General features: G+C 71.6%; 16 protein-coding genes. 8 read left to right on the top strand and 8 right to left on the bottom strand.

Annotated features, from left to right (window positions below):
* Window positions 1-48: 48 nt before the first annotated feature.
* Window positions 49-1,617: an oleate hydratase gene (locus ACFYST_RS31510; RefSeq protein ID WP_387867287.1), complete on the bottom strand. Its 1,569-nt coding sequence runs from the start codon at window positions 1,615-1,617 to the stop codon at window positions 49-51.
* A 236-nt stretch (window positions 1,618-1,853) separates the two neighbouring features.
* Here ACFYST_RS31510 and ACFYST_RS31505 point away from each other — a divergent pair, with 236 nt between their 5' ends.
* The 3 genes from ACFYST_RS31505 to ACFYST_RS31495 all read left to right on the top strand — a co-directional run bounded on the left by ACFYST_RS31505 (window position 1,854) and on the right by ACFYST_RS31495 (window position 4,714).
* Entirely contained in the window at window positions 1,854-2,378 is a 525-nt protein-coding gene (locus ACFYST_RS31505) for a universal stress protein (protein ID WP_387867285.1), read from the top strand.
* 223 nt (window positions 2,379-2,601) lie between these two features.
* Window positions 2,602-3,048 carry a universal stress protein gene (locus ACFYST_RS31500; protein WP_387867282.1) on the top strand — a complete coding sequence of 149 codons (447 nt, stop codon included), beginning with the start codon at window positions 2,602-2,604 and terminating at the stop codon, window positions 3,046-3,048.
* Window positions 3,049-3,376: 328 nt separating this feature from the next.
* Window positions 3,377-4,714 (top strand): GH1 family beta-glucosidase, encoded by a 1,338-nt coding sequence (locus ACFYST_RS31495; protein ID WP_387867280.1) that lies wholly within the window; start codon window positions 3,377-3,379, stop codon window positions 4,712-4,714.
* A 47-nt stretch (window positions 4,715-4,761) separates the two neighbouring features.
* Here the strand turns inward: ACFYST_RS31495 and ACFYST_RS31490 are convergent, their stop codons facing one another.
* The gene (locus ACFYST_RS31490; RefSeq protein WP_387867277.1) at window positions 4,762-5,865 is read right to left on the bottom strand and encodes a cytochrome P450; all 1,104 of its coding nucleotides are present in this window, start codon (window positions 5,863-5,865) and stop codon (window positions 4,762-4,764) included.
* Window positions 5,866-6,205: 340 nt separating this feature from the next.
* Between ACFYST_RS31490 and ACFYST_RS31485 the strand changes: the two genes are divergently transcribed.
* Window positions 6,206-6,958 (top strand): glycosyltransferase family 2 protein, encoded by a 753-nt coding sequence (locus ACFYST_RS31485; RefSeq protein ID WP_387649085.1) that lies wholly within the window; start codon window positions 6,206-6,208, stop codon window positions 6,956-6,958.
* Window positions 6,959-7,099: 141 nt separating this feature from the next.
* On the opposite strand, the gene ACFYST_RS31480 is transcribed toward ACFYST_RS31485, so the two are convergent.
* From ACFYST_RS31480 to ACFYST_RS31470, 3 genes are all read right to left on the bottom strand, one after another.
* Window positions 7,100-7,876 carry a hypothetical protein gene (locus tag ACFYST_RS31480; protein WP_387867275.1) on the bottom strand — a complete coding sequence of 259 codons (777 nt, stop codon included), beginning with the start codon at window positions 7,874-7,876 and terminating at the stop codon, window positions 7,100-7,102.
* Window positions 7,860-9,089 (bottom strand): hypothetical protein, encoded by a 1,230-nt coding sequence (locus ACFYST_RS31475; protein WP_387867272.1) that lies wholly within the window; start codon window positions 9,087-9,089, stop codon window positions 7,860-7,862. The genes ACFYST_RS31480 and ACFYST_RS31475 overlap by 17 nt, the downstream gene beginning before the upstream one ends.
* Window positions 9,090-9,314: 225 nt before the next feature.
* Entirely contained in the window at window positions 9,315-10,256 is a 942-nt protein-coding gene (locus ACFYST_RS31470; protein ID WP_387867269.1) for a LysR family transcriptional regulator, read from the bottom strand.
* A gap of 82 nt (window positions 10,257-10,338) precedes the next feature.
* On the opposite strand from ACFYST_RS31470, the gene ACFYST_RS31465 reads away from it, so the two are divergent.
* Window positions 10,339-11,277, top strand: coding sequence for a DMT family transporter (locus ACFYST_RS31465; protein ID WP_387867365.1), 939 nt, complete (start codon window positions 10,339-10,341; stop codon window positions 11,275-11,277).
* Window position 11,278: 1 nt separating this feature from the next.
* On the opposite strand, the gene ACFYST_RS31460 is transcribed toward ACFYST_RS31465, so the two are convergent.
* Window positions 11,279-11,782, bottom strand: coding sequence for a hypothetical protein (locus ACFYST_RS31460; protein ID WP_387867267.1), 504 nt, complete (start codon window positions 11,780-11,782; stop codon window positions 11,279-11,281).
* Between the two features lie 107 nt (window positions 11,783-11,889).
* On the opposite strand from ACFYST_RS31460, the gene ACFYST_RS31455 reads away from it, so the two are divergent.
* Window positions 11,890-12,408 carry a winged helix-turn-helix transcriptional regulator gene (locus ACFYST_RS31455; protein ID WP_387867264.1) on the top strand — a complete coding sequence of 173 codons (519 nt, stop codon included), beginning with the start codon at window positions 11,890-11,892 and terminating at the stop codon, window positions 12,406-12,408.
* Between the two features lie 206 nt (window positions 12,409-12,614).
* Window positions 12,615-15,092, top strand: a complete 2,478-nt coding sequence (locus ACFYST_RS31450) for an excinuclease ABC subunit UvrA (protein WP_387867262.1) — start codon at window positions 12,615-12,617, stop codon at window positions 15,090-15,092.
* Between the two features lie 47 nt (window positions 15,093-15,139).
* Here ACFYST_RS31450 and ACFYST_RS31445 read toward each other — a convergent pair whose 3' ends face one another.
* Both ACFYST_RS31445 and ACFYST_RS31440 read right to left on the bottom strand, forming a co-directional pair.
* Window positions 15,140-16,294 carry a metallophosphoesterase gene (locus ACFYST_RS31445; protein ID WP_387649102.1) on the bottom strand — a complete coding sequence of 385 codons (1,155 nt, stop codon included), beginning with the start codon at window positions 16,292-16,294 and terminating at the stop codon, window positions 15,140-15,142.
* 19 nt (window positions 16,295-16,313) lie between these two features.
* On the bottom strand, window positions 16,314-17,783 hold the full coding sequence (locus tag ACFYST_RS31440) for an FAD-dependent monooxygenase (RefSeq protein WP_387867260.1): 1,470 nt from the start codon (window positions 17,781-17,783) through the stop codon (window positions 16,314-16,316).
* Between the two features lie 300 nt (window positions 17,784-18,083).
* On the opposite strand from ACFYST_RS31440, the gene ACFYST_RS31435 reads away from it, so the two are divergent.
* Complete coding sequence (locus ACFYST_RS31435; protein ID WP_387649108.1) at window positions 18,084-19,025, top strand: thiamine pyrophosphate-dependent dehydrogenase E1 component subunit alpha; 942 nt, start codon at window positions 18,084-18,086, stop codon at window positions 19,023-19,025.
* Window positions 19,026-19,028: the final 3 nt, after the last annotated feature.

The following is a 19,028-nucleotide window of genomic DNA, read 5'->3' as shown; positions in this document are numbered from 1 at the left end:
AGCGGGGAGGCAGTCGGTGCCCGCCTCCCCGGTGTGAGCCGGCCGGGGCTACTTGCGGTGCATGGTGTGCAGGGCCTGGCCAAGGACGTGCGGGTCGTGGTGGCCCTTGTGGACGGCCGGGGGCTGCCGGTCGAGGTCGAGGAGCTGTGCGACGGCGGTCCAGGCGGTGCGTACGGAGTACTCGACGGTGAAGACGACGTCGTCGGGTACCTCGGCGTACTGGCCGATGAAGGCGAGGTTGGTGGAGCCCTTCGGGACCACCTGGGGCCGGTCGCCGTGGCTCCGTGCCAGGAACTGGCTGGTGATGTACGGCATCAGGCAGGGGACGACGGTCGAGGTTCCCGCGATCTTCTCGGCGGTGTCGGGATCGACGGCCAGGTGCTGGAGGACCTCCTGGAGGATCTCCGCGCCGCTGCACTCCCGCATCGGCTTCTGGACGAAGGTGCCGGGCTTGTCGGGGAAGAGGCCGTAGCCCCACCACACGGACACGTCCTCGGGCTGCTGCTGGTAGACCGGCTGGCGGTTGACGACGACGGTGAGCAGCCACGGGGAGTCGGTGAGGGTGAGCAGGCCGCCGCGGCCGGTCGGGCGGCCGGTGAACGCCTCCATCCAGTCGAGGAAGGCGGGGTCCTTGGCAGTGACGGTGAAGGACTCCCAGGTGGAGTCCTTGGGGCTGCGGTCGAACACCTCGGGGTTGCCGAAGTCCTCGCGCCCGTGGGCGATCCGGTGCCACAGCAGGAAGGAGTCGGGGCTGCGGGAGGTGTCCGGGCCGGGCGGCGGGGCGGTGTGGGAGCCGAGGACGGAGTCGGCGGTCATCGAGCCGTTGGTGACGAACACGAGGTCGTCCTCGGCTACGGGGAGGTCGGCGTGCGCGCCTGCGAAGTGGATGCGCTCGACGCTCGTGCCCGGCCCGCTCCGGAAGGCCAGGTCCGCGACCCGGCGGCCGATGTGGATGTGGACCCCCTGCTCCAGGAGCCAGGCCGTGAGCGGTCGGACGATCGAGTCGTACTGGTTGTAGCGGGTCCGGTAGATCCCGGACATCGTCTCGAACTCCGGGAAGAGGTGGACGAAGCGCTTGAGGTAGCGCCGGAACTCGATGGCGCTGTGCCACGGCTCGAACGCGAAGGTGGTGCACCACATGTACCAGAAGTCGGTGGTGAAGAAGCCCTCGTCGAAGCAGTCGGTGATGCGCTTGCCGTCCAGCAGCCGCTCGGGCGTGGCCAGGCACTTGACCAGTTCGAGCCGGTGGTGTTCGGAGAATCCCATGGCGTGTCCGTCGCAGATCTCGCCACCTGCGCGCACCAGGCGGGCGGTGTCGTCCCAAGGGGATTCGTCGTGCGAGTCGAAGATGTCCTGGGTGGCCGACTTCGACGGGTCGTCCAGCGACGGAATGCCGGACAACAGGTCGAACGTGCAGCGGAACTGCGCCTCGAACATCCGGCCGCCGCGCATCGTGTACCCCGCCTCCGGCGTACCGCCCGCGTCCAGGCTGCCGCCGACTTCTTCCTGCGCCTCGTAGACGTGGATGTCGCCGCCGGCGAAACCCGCGTCCCGGATGAGGAAGGCTGCTGCGGACAGGGCGGCGATGCCGCCTCCGACCAGATGGGCCTTGGGCATCGGATGTCTCCTCAACTGTCGTGCACTGAACCGCCATCAGCTGGATGAGTGGCGACCCCGGCGGTTGGTGCCGGGCGATCGAGTCCATCGATCGGGGGTGCTGACGACAGCTTGCTCCCGGGCCGGCCGACGGGTCGTTGGGCCGTTGGGCGCCGGTGGTGGAACGACGGTCCCGATGGCGTCCCGGATTCGCGGGACCGGCGGACCGGGACCTTCGGGTCCTGCCGCACGGCAACGTGGATGAGGACACCCCGCGACCGCTGGACGATCACCTCGGGGTCGGGGGCGACATCGTCCTGGCACAGGCACGCAAGCTCGTCGAGCAGCGGCACCCCGGCCTGGAGACCGAGACCCGCGCGGTCGACGGGCCGCGGGCGCGCGGGCTGCTGGAGCAGGCCGCGGACGCCTCGCTCCTGGCCGTCGGAGCCAAGCGCAGGCCGGTTGTCGAGCAGGCGCTCTCGCTCCCGCCGATCGGCGTCCCGCTCAGCTCCTACGCCCCCTGCCAGGTGGCGGTCGTCCGCGAGACGGCGGACGCCGCCGCGAATGCCCCCAGGCCGCTGGTCGTGGTCGGAGTGGACGGATCGCCGGGCTCCCCGGCCGTGGGAGCACTGCTGGGCGAGGCCGCTCGGGCCCGGTGGCTCGCCGTCGGCTCGCGGGGCCTCGCCGGCTTCCGGGGGCTGCTCCTCGGGTCGGTGAGCCACGCTCCGGTCGAGTGCGCGGAGTGTCCACTGATCGTCGTCCCCCCGCGCAAGGGGCACTGAGGGGCATGGCGCGGATTCCGGCCTCGGCCGCTCACGCGGTCCGGGTGGGACCGGCGGCCCCGAGACCGCACCGCACGGCATTCCCTTCGGCAAGGAACTCACGGCCCTGTGCCGGGTAAGGGCCGGGCTGAAGGTCCCGGCCTCCGGGACCCGTCCGGTCCTTCGCAACAGTCGCTGCAATGCCGATGGTTGAGACCGAACGAGAATTCGAAGGAGAAGACACGTGAGCGAGCAGACCGGACCGGAGCAGCGGATCGTGGTCGGTGTCGACGGATCGCCGGCATCGGTCGACGCGCTCCGGTGGGCCGTCGGCCAGGCCCGCATGCGGGGCGCCGTGGTGGAGGCCCTGATCGCGTGGCAGCATCCGGTGGCCACCGGGTGGACGGTGCCGATCGAGGCCTACGAGGACCTCCCGGGCATCGCACGGAAGACCCTCGACGACAGCGTCAGCGAGGCGACCGGTTCCGACGCCCCGGTCGAGATCAGGACCCGGGTGCAGGAGGGTGGCGCCGCCGAGCGCCTGCTGGACGCGGCCCGCGGCGCCGAACTCCTGGTCGTCGGCAGCCGGGGCCACGGCGGTTTCACCGCCGCCCTGCTCGGCTCGGTCGGTCAGCACTGCGTCCACCACGCGCCCTGCCCGGTCGTCGTTGTCCGCCACCCCGAGGACTGACGCGCGCACCCCGTAACCGCCGCGCGGCCGAGTCGCCGACCTGAAAGGAGCGAACCGACCTGCGGCACCGGGGTCGAGCGGGGGCCGAGGTGCCGGCGGCGTGCGTGGGGGGGCGAACCATGCTTGCGATCGAAGCACTGGGGGGCCTGTGGTCGGGTTCTTCGGTCGGAGCCCATGACCGTCGGCGCGGATCGGTCCTTGCGGGGTGTTGGTGGTGTCGGTGGCGCGTTGGTGGATCGGGTGTCCTCGCCTCTGGACCTGCACTCTCCGCCTTCCTAACATGAGCACTGCTCGCATTTTGTGACTCGTGTTGTGTGGAAGGACCCTCATGACGGACCGTTACGACCTCCCCGCCGGCTTCCGCTGGGGCGCCTCCACCGCCGCCTACCAGATCGAGGGGGCGGTCGACGAGGACGGCCGGGGCCCGTCGGTCTGGGACACCTTCTGCGACCGCCCCGGCGCGGTGAAGAACGGCGACAGCGGCCGGACGGCCTGCGACCACTACCACCGCTGGCCCGAAGACATCGCGCTGATGCGTGAACTCGGGCTCGACACCTACCGGTTCTCGCTCGCCTGGTCTCGCGTCCAGCCCACCGGCCGGGGCCCCGTCAACGCCGCCGGGCTCGACTTCTACGACCGCCTGGTCGACGGGCTCCTCGCGGCCGGCATCACCCCGCTGCCCACCCTGTTCCACTGGGACCTGCCGCAGGCGCTGGAGGACGAGGGCGGCTGGATGCAACGGGAAACCGCTTTCCGTTTCGCCGAGTACGCGTCCGTGGTCGCCGACCGGCTCGGCGACCGCGTCCCCGCCTGGATCACCCTCAACGAGCCCTTCGTGCACATGGTCTACGGCTACGCCCTGGGCATCCACGCGCCCGGCCACAGCATGATGCTCGACGCCCTCCCGGCCGCCCACCACCAGCTGCTCGCCCACGGCCTGGCCGCCGCCGAGCTGCGCTCCCGCGGCCTCGACGTCCTGATCGCCAACAATCTGACGCCCGTCCGGGCCGCGAGCTCCGACCCTGCCGACCTGGCCGCCGCCGACGCGTACGACGCGCTGCACAACCGGCTGTTCACGGACCCGCTGCTGCTCGGCCGATACCCCGACCTGTCCGCGTACGGCGTGGGGGAGGATCTGCACGGCAGCGTCCGCGACGGCGATCTCGCGCTGATCGCCGGCCCCGGTCTCGACGGACTGGGCGTCAACTACTACAACCCCACCCGCATCGCCGCCCCCACCGACCCGGGGCTCCCGTTCGCCGAGGCCCCCATCGAGGGCGTCCCCCGCACCCACTTCGGCTGGCCCGTGGTCCCGGACGGCCTGCGCGAACTCCTGCTGCTCCTCCGGGACCGCTACGGCGCCGCGCTGCCCCCGATCACCATCACCGAGAGCGGCTGCTCCACCGACGACACCCTCGACGACACCTTCCGCATCGACTACCTCGCCGGCCACCTCGACGCCCTGGCCCGCGCCGCCGCCGACGGCATCGACGTCCGCGGCTACTGCACCTGGTCCCTGCTCGACAACTTCGAATGGGCGGAGGGCTACAGCCAGCGCTTCGGGCTGGTCCACGTCGACTTCGCGACCCAGAAGCGCACGCCGAAGGCGTCGTACGGGTGGTACCGGGACCTGATCGCTCATCACCGAGGTGCGAATTCCCGGTAGCCGGTCAGTCGGTCAGTCGGGGCGGTGGCGGGTCGGATGACGTCCTGTCATTCGAGCTCGACGACAAGTGAGGCGTAGGACGGGATCATCACCTTCCGGGCGTAGCTGCGCGAAACGATCCGGTACGGGCGCCCCGCCGTGCAGACCGCCTCGACCATCCGGGCGATCTCGGCCCGCGCGACGGGTGCGCCCAGGCACAGGTGTCGGCCGGCGCCGAACCAGAGCTGGCGCGAGCGCGGGTCGTACGGGCGGGTCAGGTCGAAACCGCCGGCCAGGTTGTCGGCTGCGTAGGTGACGAGGAGTATCCGCGCGTCCCTGCGCAGTCGGCGGCCGGCGATGGTGACGTCCGCGCTGACGTGCCGTCCGATCACCGGCGCGGGTGTGGTCACCCGCAGTCCCTCGCGGACCGCGTCGGGGATCAGCCCGGGGTCGGTCAGGAGCGGTTCCTGCTGCTCGGTGTCGTGGATCAGTGCGACCGTGCGGGCCATTGCGCTCGCGGCGGTCTCGGTGCCCGCGACGAGCAGCAGCGAGGCGAGGCCGCCGGCCTCCTCCAGCGTGATCCCGGCTTCGCGGCAGCGGCCGAGCAGGGTGTCGGGTTCGGCACGGGCATAGGCCGCCGGGACGCCGCTGGTCAGCGACTTGACGATTTCCCTGGCCGCTTCGATCCGCTCGGACGGCAGTTCGGTCGAGGCGGCCGTGTCGAGCGCGAGCGCCGCCAGCCGCTCGCCGGCGGCGAAGGTCTCGAGGTAGGCGGAGTCCGGGCTGTCCGAAGGGAGTTGAAGGCCCAGCAGGTCGGTCATCAGGCGGCCGACGACGAGCCGGGCCGCCTTGGCCACGTCGACCTGCCCCCCGGCGGCAAGGCGCGCCGTGACATCGGTGTAGACCGGTCCGGCGGCCCGCTCGACCAGGGCGGCGGAGTTCTTTTCGGTGAACAGGTCCCGGGCGCGTCTGCGCAGGTCCGCGTGCCCGGGGCCGTCGAAGAGCCGGGTGACGTACGGCCCGAGGATCTGTTCCCACAGGTGGCCCACGCCGCCCTCGCCGAGCAGGGTGAAGTGTTCGTGGTCGTTGAGGACGGCCCGGATCAGGGTGGGTTCGCTCGCCACCCAGCCGAGTCGGGGCACCCGTCGGATCGCTCCGAAGGGCGGTGCCATGGCGATCCTGGTCAGTGCCCACAGGGCGGGCCGACTGGCCCGCAGCAGTCTGCTCTCGTGCTGTGCCGCCGTTGTCGCGCGCATCGCCGCCCCCGCTGCCGCCCCCGTTGTCCGTTCGAGGAACCGTACCGTGGCCGGTCCCTGAAATCCCCTATGATTCAAGCGACTTGGGGGAGTCAAGGGTGCGGTGTCGAGGGAACTGGCAGCTGGTCGGGCAAGACGGCGGGACACGGGCGGTGATGGCCGCAGAGGCGACCGGTGGCGCCGATCGGACCGGCCGGCCGAGTCTCGTTCGGCGTCCTCCTCGCGCAGTGGTGAACGTGGTCGAGAGGGAGCATCAGTGACCGACCTGTGGGTGGTCGTGCCGGCCTACAACGAGGAGGCCTCGCTGCCTGCCACTTTGCGCGCGCTGGCGGAGCAGAGCGACGCGGACTTCGAGTGCGTGGTCGTGGACAACACCTCGACCGACCGGACCGCCGAGGTGGTCCGGGAGTTCGCCGTCACCGCCGGCTTCCCGCTGCACCTGATCACCGAGGCGCGCAAAGGCACCGGCGCGGCGGCGGACACCGGGATGCGGTTCGCGATCGAGGCCGGTGCCCGGTACCTGGCCCGCACCGACGCCGACTGCCTCCCGGTACCCGGCTGGACGGCGGCCGTGCGCCGCGGACTGGCCGGTGGGCTGGAACTGGTCACCGGCCAACTGAGGCCGCGCACCGACGAGTTCCGGCTCAAACTGTGGGAGCGGCGGCTGCTGCCGGCGGTGGTCGCGGTAGCGGCGTGGTTCGGCAGGTTCCGGCCCGGCAACCAGGACCCGCAGTACCTCGGCCGGTACTTGATGTGCCCCGGCTGCAACCTGGCCATCACCGCCGACCTCTATCAGCGCTGCGGTGGCTTCCCGCGCACCGCGATCGAGGAGACGCACGAGGACCGCGCTCTGGTGAACCGGGTGCGCAAGCTCACCGGGGCCTACGGGCAGGTCCCGGGGATGACGGTCCACGGTTCGGTGCGGCGGCTGCGCGCGTTCGGGCTGCGCAACACGCTGTCCTGGTACGCGGACCACCGGTACCGGCCGGACGTGGTCGACGTCCGATGAAGCGTCAGGAACACGTCCGGAAGCGACGGGTACGGCCGGCCGCGCACTCATCGGCACGGGTGCCAGGGGCCGGGATGTGCACGGACCACGCACGGCTGGAGACCTGGCTCCGCGCGCTCTCCGCCCGCCGGGTGAAGGCCCTCAGGGCCGGACGGGCGGCATCAGATCGCTCTCGCTGATGGTGTACCTCAGTACGGGGTAGGTGAAATCCGTTTCGTGGTTCTCACGCCGTCGCAGTTGGAAGAATTCGCGTTCTTGCTCATCGTCGGCCGGCACGAGCCGCGTACCCTGCGCGAGGAATGGGTGTCCGTCGTGGAACCGCACGAAGGTCTTTGACGTTCGAAATGTCACCCCCAGCCATTGGTTGTCCGCCGCCGGGACGGGTTTGTCCAGTACGATCTTGTGCCTGAGCCGCCGATTCGAGTCGACGGAGAATATGGCGACACTGTTGTGGGTGAGCGGGATCTCGACCTTCTCGTCACTGGCGCCCTTCGATTCAAAGATCAGCTTTCTCGGCGGGCTCGCTTCGGGGTGCCGATAACAGGAGAAGACGGCGATGAACGAATCGTCGGCCAGATCGAGGGCTTGGTCGGAGTGGCTTCCCATCGTTGTGCAGGAGTTCGTGTAGATCTCCATGAGAGCGTTGTTGAATCCGACCGAAAGCGCCGCGGCTTCCTGAATCTGCTGTGCCAGGCGTTCGTGCACGTCACCGAAGTGCTGCGCCGGGCTGCCGTATCGAGTGGTGGTCCGTACGAGAGGCACGCCGTGCGCCTCATGGACCTTCGTGACCACGGCGCCTCGTCGACCCCTTCCCACCTCTTCCAGGCGGGCCGACGCGGAAAGCTCCGTGAAGAGATTCTCCTCAGTGCGCAGGGTGCACGAGAGGATCTCGTCCGAGATCCTAGGCTCGAGGGGCAAGGTAGTCTCCCGTGTTCATGCTGAAGAGAAGCTCGTCGCCGTAATCGATGAAGGACGAGGTCCTGTTCTCCTCGGCGTACAGCCTTCGCAGTTCTTCCATGCCTGCCGGCGTGGGCGGCTCCATTTCCACCAGATCTCCGGCCGCTTTGAGGAACGTGCGGCCGTTCTTGTGAACGGCTTCGGAGTTCGAACAGCGCACCACGTATCCCAGGCGGGTCGGCAGCAACTCGGCGTCCAGTGGCGGAGGCTGGATTTCATGGGTGTACAGGCGATTGGTGGACAGCGGCATGAAGAACACGGAGCCGGGGTAGAGGGTCAGGCTGAATTGCAGGGGGAGTGCGAATTCGTTGCGCTTCCCGGCCGATTCCTTGAGTCGAAAGCGGAGTCTGGTCAGCCCGCTGGTGCCCCCCACGCCGTAGTCGAATTCGTTCTCGGTCAGGGGGTGCAGCTTGTCGAGCCGGTCGTAGAAGGTGCAGAAGGCCATGATGCCATTGACGGGCATGTCCTTGGTCTTGTCGGCATGGGCCGAGATCCTGGCCTTTGACTGCTTGCGCTCGGCCGTGGCGCCGGCGTTGTGGTAGATCTGAGCGAGGACGTGATTCAGCGCTACCTGGTTCCGGAAGACGGCGGCGGCCTCGCGGTTCAGAGCCTCGACGATGCGCGTGTCGGTCGGGCGAAAGTTCTCGGTCGGCCCCGAGAGGTTCGTGGAGCACCGGAGCAGACGGAAATGCAGTTCCTCACCGTCTCGTGTGACGGGCGTCAGATAGATTCCGCTGCGATGGGCCGTTCCGGGTTTGGTGGACTCCGTCAGGGACTGGAAATCGTGCTCTGCGCGGATTCGTCCGAAGTGATCGGTGTCGAGGTCGAAGAAGCGGCGGTAGTACACGCCGGTGCCGTGTACGCGGACGGGAACCCGGCCGAGGTCGACGAGGGGCCAAGGCCCGTCGGCGTCCTCCGGGTAACCGTGTGACAGCTCCCGGACGACGAACACCCGGGCCGCCGCCCGCAGTCGGTGGGCGCTGATCCCGGATGCGTCGCCGCACAGGTAGACGGTCTTCTGGGCGAGGTCGGGTGAACCGGAAGCGAGTTCCTCCGGCGTGATCGTGGACCCGAAGAAGTCCCGGACCAATTCATGATCCTGCAAGGTCGACGGCGCAACCAAGGTGTTGCCCGAATCGTCGATGCGGGCTTCTTCCGGCCCTGTCGCGTCCATCAAGCCGTACCTGCCATTTCTCACCCCGAGGCACGAACCGGCAGGGCCGACCAGATGGCCTGCCCACCTGTCCGGCCCATTCCATGAACTTCCGAACGGTCTTTTCGTTCGCGCCCTCCACGCGTCTTGGTGGATTGCGTGAAGTCGTTTACGCGGCTGAATCTTGATGCTCTCACGGGGGCCGGACCGTGGGCAACGGGTTCTGCTGCACCGGCAGCGCACGAGTCAGCCGGAGCGCGGTCCGGTGCCGGGCCGCGGTGGCTGGGCGTCGTGGGTGCGGATTTCCGTGGCGGCGCGGTGGAGTTCGGCGAGGACGGTGCGGACGGCCCGGCGTGCGGTGCGTTCCGGGCGGTGGAGGACGTCGATGCGGCGGCGGGCGTGCACTGCGGTGAGTGGCCGCAGGGCGACGTCGGGGTGTTTGCGGGTGGTCCAGCGTGGCAGCAGGGCCAGGCCGCCGCCGGCGGCGACGAGTTCGGCGACCACGGTGAATTCGTTGACGCGGTGGACGATGTCGAGGCGGCGGTTGGCGACGGCGGCGATGGCTTCGACGGTGGACATGAGCGGGAAGCCGTCGTGGACGGTGATCCAGGGCTGGTCGGCGACGTCCTGCGGGGTGAGGACGGTCTTGGTGGCGAGCGGGTGGCCGGTCGGCAGGGCGACGTCGAGTGGTTCCTGGAGCAGGGTGTTCGCGGTGACGGTGCGGGGCCAGGGCGGGCCGTGGTCGAGGCGGTGGGCGAGGACGAGGTCGTAGTCGCGGGTGAGGACGGGGAAGCGTTCCTGGGCGACGTCCTCGTCGGCGAGGCGGAGCCGCGGTCGGCCCGGCCCGGCGAAGCTGCGCAGCAGCAGGGGGAAGAAGGTGGTGGCCGCGCTGTGGAACGCCGCCAGCGAGACGTTGCCGTCGGGCTGGTCGGCGAACTCGTCGACGCTGTGCCGGGCCCGGGCCAGGGCCGTCTCCACCTCGACGGCCGCGCGGGCCAGGGCCTTGCCGGCTTCGGTCAGCACCACCCGGCGTCCGGCGCGTTCGGTGAGCGGGACGGGCAACGAGCGTTGCAGCAGGCGCAGTTGCTGGGAGATCGCGGACGGGGTCACGTGCAGGGCCGCGGCGACCGCACTGACGCTGCCGAGTTCTCCCAGTTCCCGCAGGATCCGGAGTTGCCGCTCGTCCATGGACGGACAGTGTAGGGCCGCTACAGCTTCGTTTGAGGAGCTCGTGATGGTCTTCAACGTCCTGGTGGTGCAGCGTGAGGGCATGCCTTCTGCACGCCGTGTCGATGTGGTGCTGTTCCTGATCGCGCTGGTCTGGGGTTCCAGCTACCTGGTGGCCAAGACGACCACCGGTGCGCTCCCCGTCACCGGCGTGCTGTTCGCGCGGTACGCGATCTCGGCACTCGCCTGTGCAGCTCTGCTGCTCACCGCCCGTCGCGGGGCGCGCCGTTGGACCCGCGCGGAGGTCCGTGCCGGGGTGCTGCTGGGAGTCACGCAGGCGGCGGTCCTGGTGTTGGAGACCTACGGCGTCGCGTACACCAGCGCCGCGAACGCCGGACTGATCATCAGTCTGACCATCGTGCTGACACCGCTGCTGGACCGGACGACGGGCAGTCGCGGGCTGCCCTGGACGTTCTTCGTCGCCGCCGGCCTGTGCGTGCTTGCCGTCGGGCTGCTCACCGCCGGCACCGGGCTGCACGCCCTGCGGTCCGGTGACGCCCTGGTGCTCGCCGCCGCTGTGGTGCGGGCCGGGCACGTGGTGCTCGTCGGGCGGCTGACCGCCCGGAGCCCGATGGACCCGCTCCACCTGACGACCGTTCAGACCGTCGTCGGCTCGGCGTTGTTCCTGGTGCCTGCCGCCACCCGGCTGCCCGAACTGGCCGGCGGCAGCGTCGGCACCTGGTCGCAGCTGGTCTATCTCGCCCTGTTCTGCAGCGTGTTCGCCTTCCTCGCCCAGACCTGGGCGGTGCAGCGCACCTCCCCCGGTCGGGCCAGCCTCCTGCTGGGCACCGAACCGGTCTGGGCCGTCGTGATCGGGATCGGTCTCGGCGGCGAACGGCTCACCGTGTGGGCCGCCCTCGGCGCCGTGCTCATGATCGCCGGAACGTACTGGGGCCAGGCCGTTGAACGCTCCCACCGCACCGGCATCGCGCGCGAGCGGCGGCGGGTCGGGACGGCCGAGGCCGGGACGGCCCACGGGTGACCTACCGCGCGGGCGTTGAGGACCGCTCGGTGCGGCTGGCCGTGATGCGCTCGGCGGCCAGGGCGCGGGCCCGGGCGGGGTCGTTGCCGGTGAGGCGGGCGAGGATGGTGGCGAGGGGCCTGATCCGGCCGAAGCCGCCCCAGTGGCCTTCGGGGATTTCGGTGGGGAAGACCCAGATCCGCGCGGGGTCGCGGGGCCAGGCGCCGTCCTCGGCGTCGAGGATGGCCTCGGTGACGTCGGCGACGACGCCCGCGCGCTTGGCGGCGTCGAGTTGTCCCTCGGGGACGGACGGGACGACCTTGTAGTGCGGGGCGTCCGCGGGCCGGCCGCCGATGTAGACGGCGGCGGGGCGGTGCAGGAAGAGCCAGGACGCGGAGCGGGTGACCGGGTCGGCGGGGTCGAAGCCCTCGTGACGGATCAGGATTTCGGTGATCCGGTCGAGCAGCACCGCCTCGGCCTCCGGGCGCAGCGCGCCCTGCGGGATGTGGACATCGAGCATCGGCATGGCCATGGCCTCCTGGATTTATTTTCTCAACTCAGGTGGCTTGGAGCCTAGTCGGAGCTGGCTGGAGATTGTCAACCCAGGTGGGCGCGGAGGGCTAGGATCGAGGGATGACGGAGCACCAGGAGCGCCAGGAGCAGCAGGAACAGCGGCGGATCGACCCGGCGAACTGCTCGATGGGGCGCGCCCTGGCGGTGGTCGGCGAACGCTGGTCGCTGCTCATCGTGCGCGAGGCCCTCGACGGGGCGAGTCGGTTCGGGGACTTCCGGGCCCGGCTCGGCATCGCCAGCAACCTGCTCTCCACCCGGCTCGACGGCCTGGTCGAGGCGGGCGTGCTGGAGCGCGTGCCGTACCGGGAGCCCGGTGACCGGCAGCGGTTCGAGTACCGGCTCACCGCGAAGGGGGCGGACCTGCGGCCCACCGTGATCGCCCTGCTGGAGTGGGGGGACAAGTACCTCGCCGACGAGCAGGGGCCGTCGGTCGTCGTCCGGCACCGCGGCGCCGAGGGGGACGGGTGCGGCGAGCCGGTCACCCTCGTTCTGGCCTGCGCCGGCGGCCACACCCGGCTGCCGCCCGGCGAGGTCCAGCGCTCTCCCGGCCCGGGTGCCCGCTTCCTGCCCGGCGACTGACGTGACGTCAGTGATGGTGTGGATCAAGGCAGTTGGCCCGCAGGGTGAGGTGGCGGGGCTTTGCCAAGTCTTGGGTAGAGTGAGTGCCTTGACCGGTAGGCGCCCTTCGGCGCGCCCGGGGCGTTCGGGGCGAGCATCCCCGGGATTTCCGATTGCGGTGACTTCGCCACACGGAAAAGTCACCGCTGCGAGATGAGGCAGCAACGATGACTGGATCCGCACGGCAGAACGACACCATCGACGTGGTGGGCGCGCGTACCAACAACCTCCGCGATGTCACGGTGAGAATCCCCAAGGGGCAGGTGGTCGCCTTCACGGGCGTGAGCGGCAGCGGGAAGACCTCGCTGGCGATCGACACCATCCACAGCGAGGCGCAACTGCGCTACCTGGAGGGTCTTTCGCCGTTCGTGCGGCAGTACATCACGCAGCGGAACCGGCCGAAGGTGGACCGGATCCTGGGGCTCGGCGCGACCCTGGCGGTCGATCAGCGGCGGCTGAACCGCAATCCGCGGTCCACGGTGGCGACGATCACCGGGATCGACGGTCACCTCGGGCTGCTGTACTCGCGGCTGCCGGGGATCGGGCCGGATGCGGAGGGGCTGCCCGAGCACCTGTCGACCGCGCACTTCGACCGTCACTCGCCGGAGGGAAACTGCCCCAACTGCCATGGTGTGGGCGGGCGCTGGCAGGCGCAGGTGGAGCTGGTCATCACCGATCCGGACCGGCCGCTGTTCGACGGGGCGTCGCCCTGGTACGCCAAGTGGCGCTCCGGCGAGCACGCGTTCGTCCCGGCGCTGGCCGAGAAGCGCGGGGTGGACCTCAAGCAGCCGTGGCGGGAGCTGCCGGAGGAGTTCCGGCACTGCGTGCTGTACGGCACGGGTGACGAGGTGATCGAGGCGACCGTCGACATGCCGAACAAGAACGAGTCGGCGTCGTGGACGTACACCTCCACCCAGCCGCTGCGCGGCGCCCTCGCGGAGGTGGAGCGGGTCTTCGCGAACGCCAGTACGCCGAGCGCCAAGCAGCGGTATCTGCCGTACATGCGCAAGGTCGCGTGCGAGGCCTGCGGCGGCACCGGGTACGGCGACGCGGCGCGGACGATCCGGCTGGGCGGGCTCACCTACCCCGAGCTGCTGGAGGTGGACGTGCGGGCGGTCCGTCAGTGGGCCGGTGACGTGGTGGCCCAACTGGGCGCGGCGCAGCGGGAGGTGGGCGAGCCGCTGCTGCTGGACCTGGTCCGCCGGCTGGGCGTGCTGGACCGCCTCGGCCTCTCGCACCTCCAGCTGACCCGGAGCGCGGCCACGCTGTCCGGCGGCGAACTCCAGCGGACGCGGCTGGCCGCGCAGTTGAGCACCGAGCTGAGCGGGATCATCTTCGTCCTGGACGAGCCGGGTACCGGCCTGCACCCGGCCGACAAGGCGCATCTGCTGGACATCGCACTGGAGTTGCGCGAGGCCGGGAACACCGTGCTGCTGGTCGAGCACGACCCGGAGCTGATCGCCCGGGCCGACTGGGTGGTGGACATGGGTCCGGGCGCGGGCCGGCTCGGCGGCGAGGTGATCGTGTCGGGCAAGCCCGCCGAGGCGGCCGCGCACCCGTTGTCGCTGACCGGCCGCTACCTGGCCGGGGACGGTCCTCGGCTGCGGCGCGAGCGCCGTCCGGTCGGCGAACGGTCGGGCTGGGTCGAGCTGCACGGGCTGCGCGCGCACAACGTGACGGCGGAGCGGGTCCGGTTCCCGGTCGGGCGGCTCACCTGCCTGACCGGCGTCAGCGGCAGCGGGAAGAGCAGCCTGCTCGGCGCGCTCGGCGCGGGCGTCGAGGCGGCGCTGAGCGGCGAGGCGGCCGAGACCGTGCGCACGGTGAGCGGCACCGACGCGTTCAGCTGGGTCGCCGTGGTCGACCAGGAGCCGATCGGCCGCACCCCGCGCTCCAACCCGGCCACCTACAGCAAGGCCTTCGACCTGGTGCGCAAGCTGTTCGCGGAGACCGAGGAGGCCCGCCGGCGCAAGGTCAACGCCTCCTGGTTCTCGTTCAACACCGCGAACGGCGGCCGCTGCGAGGTGTGCACGGGGTACGGGCGCAAGCTCGTCGACATGCACTTCCTGCCGGACGTGTGGGTGGTGTGCGACGAGTGCGACGGCCGCCGGTACAAGCCGGAGGCACTGGAGATCACCTACCAGGGCCTGACCGTCGACGGCGTGCTGGAGCTGACCATCGCCGAGGCGGTCAAGCGGCTGACCGGCCCCAAGCAGCTCGCCGAGACGCTGGAGGCCCTGGAGCGGGTCGGCCTCGGCTACCTGCAACTCGGCCAGAGCGCGACCGAGTTGTCGGGCGGTGAGGCGCAGCGGCTGAAGCTGGCGTCCGCGATCCAGCGCGGCTCGGCGAAGGGCAAGGCCGGTCTGGTGGTGCTCGACGAGCCGGTCTCGGGCCTGCACCCGTCCGACATCCAGCGGATGGTGGACGCGTTCGACGTCCTGCTGGACTCCGGCAACACCGTGGTCGTCGCCGAGCACGACATCCCGGTGGCCGCGTCGGCGGACTGGGTGATCGACCTCGGGCCGGGCGCGGGCCCGGCCGGCGGGGCCGTGGTGGCGGAGGGCACGCCGGAGGACGTCGCGCGGGCCGACACGCCGACGGCGGGCTTCTTCCGCCGGTACATGGCCGGTGAGCCGCTGCTGGGCTGAGCGGAGCGGGCGGGCTCGGCGGCTCCGGCGCCGCCGGGCCCGGCCGGTCAGGGGCGGGGAACGGTCAGCGTGATGACGGTGATGTCCGGCTCCGCGCCCAGGCGCACCGGCGGGCCCCAGAAGCCGGTGCCGCGGGTGACGTAGAGCAGGGTGTCACCGAACCGGTGCAGCCCGGCGACGGCCGGATTGGCCAGCCGCGACAGGTGGTTGAACGGCCACAGCTGGCCGCCGTGGGTGTGGCCGGACAGCTGAAGGTCGACGCCGTGCTTCACCGCCTCGTGGACCTGCACCGGCTGATGGGCGAGCAGCACCACGGCCCGGCCCGGGTCGCGGCCGTCGAGCGCGGCCGCGTAGTCGGGGCCGAGTCCCTCGTCGGTGCCGCTGGCGTCGTTCACGCCCGCGAGGTCGAAGCCGGGCAGTGCGACGCGTTCGTTCACCAGCGGGCGCAGCCCGAGGCCGCGGACGAAGTCGATCCACTGCCGGGCGCCCGAGTAGTGCTCGTGGTTGCCGGTGACGAAGTACGCGCCGTACGGCGCGCTGAGCCGGGCGAGCGGCGCCACCTCCGGCCCGAACTCGGCCACGCCGGCGTCCTCGACCAGGTCGCCGACGACGGCGATCAGGTCGGGCCGGGTGCCGTTGACCAGGTCGGCGATCTGCCGGGCGCGGGCGCGGCCGACCAGGCTGTTGAGGTGGATGTCGCTGACGACCGCGATCCGGAAGCCGTCGGCCCGCGGGTCGAGCCGGGCCAGCGGAACGGTCAGCCGCTTGATGGTGGGCGGGCCGAGGGCGGTGGCCGCGCCGTAGCCGACGGTCGCGGCCGCGGCGGCGCCGGCGGCCAGCGCGAGCGAGCGGTTGACGAACAGCCGGCGGGACGGGTCCAGGCCGGGGGCGCCGCGGCGGGCGGCGCGCAGCAGCAGCGGGCGGACGGCCTCGGCGACCAGCAGCGCGAAGCCCAGGTACAGGATCCCGGCCATCCACACGAAGCCCGGCCAGCCGACGGCCTGCGCCAGCGGCTTCGGCAGCGCGCCGTCGGCCGGCGGAGCGGCCACCAGCAGCAGGCCGAGCAGCACCAGCAGCGCCGTCCCGGCCCGGCGCGGCCAGCCGCGGGGGGCGGTGGTGTCGCGGACGACGCGCCGCCACACCCAGTAGTGGACGGCGGCGAGGGCGGGGACCACGAGGGCGGTGAAGAGCGCGGAGGACACGGCGGACTCCCGGCCCGGATCAGCGGGCGGCCGGCGCCGGCGTACCGCACCAGCGGCGCAGTGCCGCGGCCAGCCCGTCGTCCGCCACCGGCCCGGCCCAGGCGACGTAGCCGTCCGGCCGCACCAGGACGTACCGGGGCCACCCGCCGCCGAGCGGTTCGGCGAGCACGCCCGTGCGCAGCCGGTCCGCCCACGGGGCGGCGGCCGGCGGGCAGTTGTCGGTGCCGAGCAGGACGAACCCGCCGTCGCGGAACAGCCCGTAGAGGGGGCCCTGCGGCGAGGCGAGCGGCCGGTCCGGGACGCGTCGGCCGGCCCACCGGCCCTGCCCGCCGGACGGGTAGCGCAGGCGCAGGCCCGACAGGTGCTCGACGTTGAGCCGGTGCACCGGGCGGATCCGCATCGACCACATGGCGGCCCGGCGCATCAGGCGGGCCGTCGCGCTGTCCGAGGTCTCGAAGCGGAACGACAGGTCGGTCTTGCGCAGCGTCTCCGCCGCGATCGGGTGCCGCTCCGCCTCGTAACTGTCGATCAGCTCCTCCGGCGCCCACCCGGCGAGGACGGCCCGCAGCTTCCAGCCGAGGTTGAACGCGTCCTGGATACCGGTCTGCAACCCCTGCCCGCCGGACGGGATGTGGGTGTGCGCCGCGTCCCCCGCCAGCAGCACCCGGCCGACCCGGTAGCGCTTCGCGTGCCGCTGCGAACTGCGGAAACGCGACAGCCACAGCGGGCTGTGCAGGCCGATGTCCGTCCCGAGGACGGCCGCGCAGCTCTCGCTCAGGTCCTCCAGGGTCAGCGGCTCGTCCGCGGGAACGGAGAACTTCTGCCGGTCGAGCACGATCACCCGGTAGGTGCCGTCCTGGAACGGGAACAGCGCCGCCATCCCGCGCCGGGTGATCCGCGCGTACTCGGCCGGGCCCGGCGGGTTCGACAGCCGGGCGTCGCCCATCATCAGCGACTCGTCGTAGTGCCAGCCGTCGTACTCGACGCCGATCACCTGCCGGACGGTGCTGTTGACGCCGTCGCAGCCGACGACGTACCGCGCCCGTTCGACCCGCGGGCCGTGCGGGCCGGTCAGCTCCACCTCGACGCCGGTGTCGTCCTGGCGCAGCCCGGTCAGCTCGGTGCCGGGCAGCAGCACCGCGCCGGCCTTCTCGGCGGCGAGCTGCAGGGCCTCCTCGGTCCGGGTCTGCGGGATGGACAGGCTGAACGGGAAAGTCGTGTCGAGCAGGCCGTAGTCGAGGTGGCCGTCCTCGTTGCCGAGCGGCGGGTGCGGGCACTCCCGGCCCCACTTCAGCACGTCGTCGGCGCGCCCGCGCATGTCCAGCAGCTCCAGCGTGCGCGGCTCGACGGTGCAGGCCCGGGACAGCGGGCTGCGGCCGGCGCGCTTGTCGACGACGTGGCAGGAGATGCCGAAGGCGGCGAGCTCCGCCGCGAGCGCCAGTCCGGTGGGGCCGGCGCCGACGACGAGCACCTGGGGGGAGGGCGGCATCTGCTGACTCCTACGGATCGGCGGGGCGGACCGGAGGCGGCGGCGCGCCGGCAGGTGGGACCGCTGCCGGCGCGCCGCCGCCCGATCAGTTAAGGCGGCCGCTCACGGCGGGCGCAACGGGCTGAGATCGGGGTGAGAGTTGCCGGAGAGCCGGGGTCGGCACGGTGAGAGCGGTTCGTGAACCGGATTGAGAACGGCGGCCGTTAGCGTGGCGGCCGATCAAGTGGTGCGCAGGTGGAGTGCATGTCGTCGAGGCCGTCCGGGCGTCCGGGCCGCCCAGTTCGCGGGAGTTGTCGCGCCATGACCGCTGAAACGTCGTCGCCGGCGGGTGTGCCGGACGCCGAGGACCTCGAAGCGCTGCTGGGCATCCGGCACTTCGAGACGCTGCTGCTGCGGATGTTCTCCGAGGGCCGGCTGAACGGGACCACCCACACCTGCCTCGGCCAGGAGTACGTCCCGGTGGCCCTCGCGCCGCTGCTGGCCGAGGACTTCGTGCTGAGCAACCACCGCGGCCACGGCCACTACCTGGCGCTGTTCCGCGACCCGGCCGGCCTGCTCGCGGAGATCACCGGCCGTGCGGGCGCGGTGTGTTCGGGCGTCGGCGGCAGCCAGCACATCCGGCGCGGACGCTACCTGTCGACGGGCGTGCAGGGCGAGAGCCTGCCGCTCGCCGTCGGGCTCGGCCTGCACTGCAAGCGGGTGGGGGACGGCCGGATCGCCGCCGTGTTCACCGGCGACGGCACCTGGGGCGAGGGCGCGGTGTACGAGGCGCTCAACATGGCCGTGCTGTGGCAGGTGCCGGTGCTGGTGATCGTCGAGCACAACGGGATCGCCCAATCCACGCCCACCGAGCTCCAGTTGGCGGGCAGCATCGCCGACCGCGCCGCCGCGTTCGGGCTGGACTTCCTGGAGATCACCGGCCACGACATCCCCGCGATCCGCGCTCGACTGGCCCCGCTGGTCCGCCGCGTACGGGAGCAACACCGGCCCGCCGTCGTGCAGTTCACCACCCGCCGGCTCGGCCCGCACAGCAAGGGCGACGACACCCGGCCGGACGCGGACGTGGCCGCGCTGTGGGTCGACGACTGGCACCGGGAGCTGGCCGAACGGCTCGGCGAGCCGTTCCGGGAACTCGACGAGCTGATCCGCGCCGACCTGGAGCAGATGGCCCGCGAAGTCGAGGCGCGGCCACCGTCCGTGTGGACCGCGGCGGGCCCCGGCACGGCCGACGCGCAGGCATGACAC

This window comes from Kitasatospora sp. NPDC004614 (assembly GCF_042873675.1).
Taxonomy (GTDB): Bacteria; Actinomycetota; Actinomycetes; order Streptomycetales; family Streptomycetaceae; genus Kitasatospora.
This window is presented reverse-complemented; position numbering and strand designations above follow the sequence as displayed.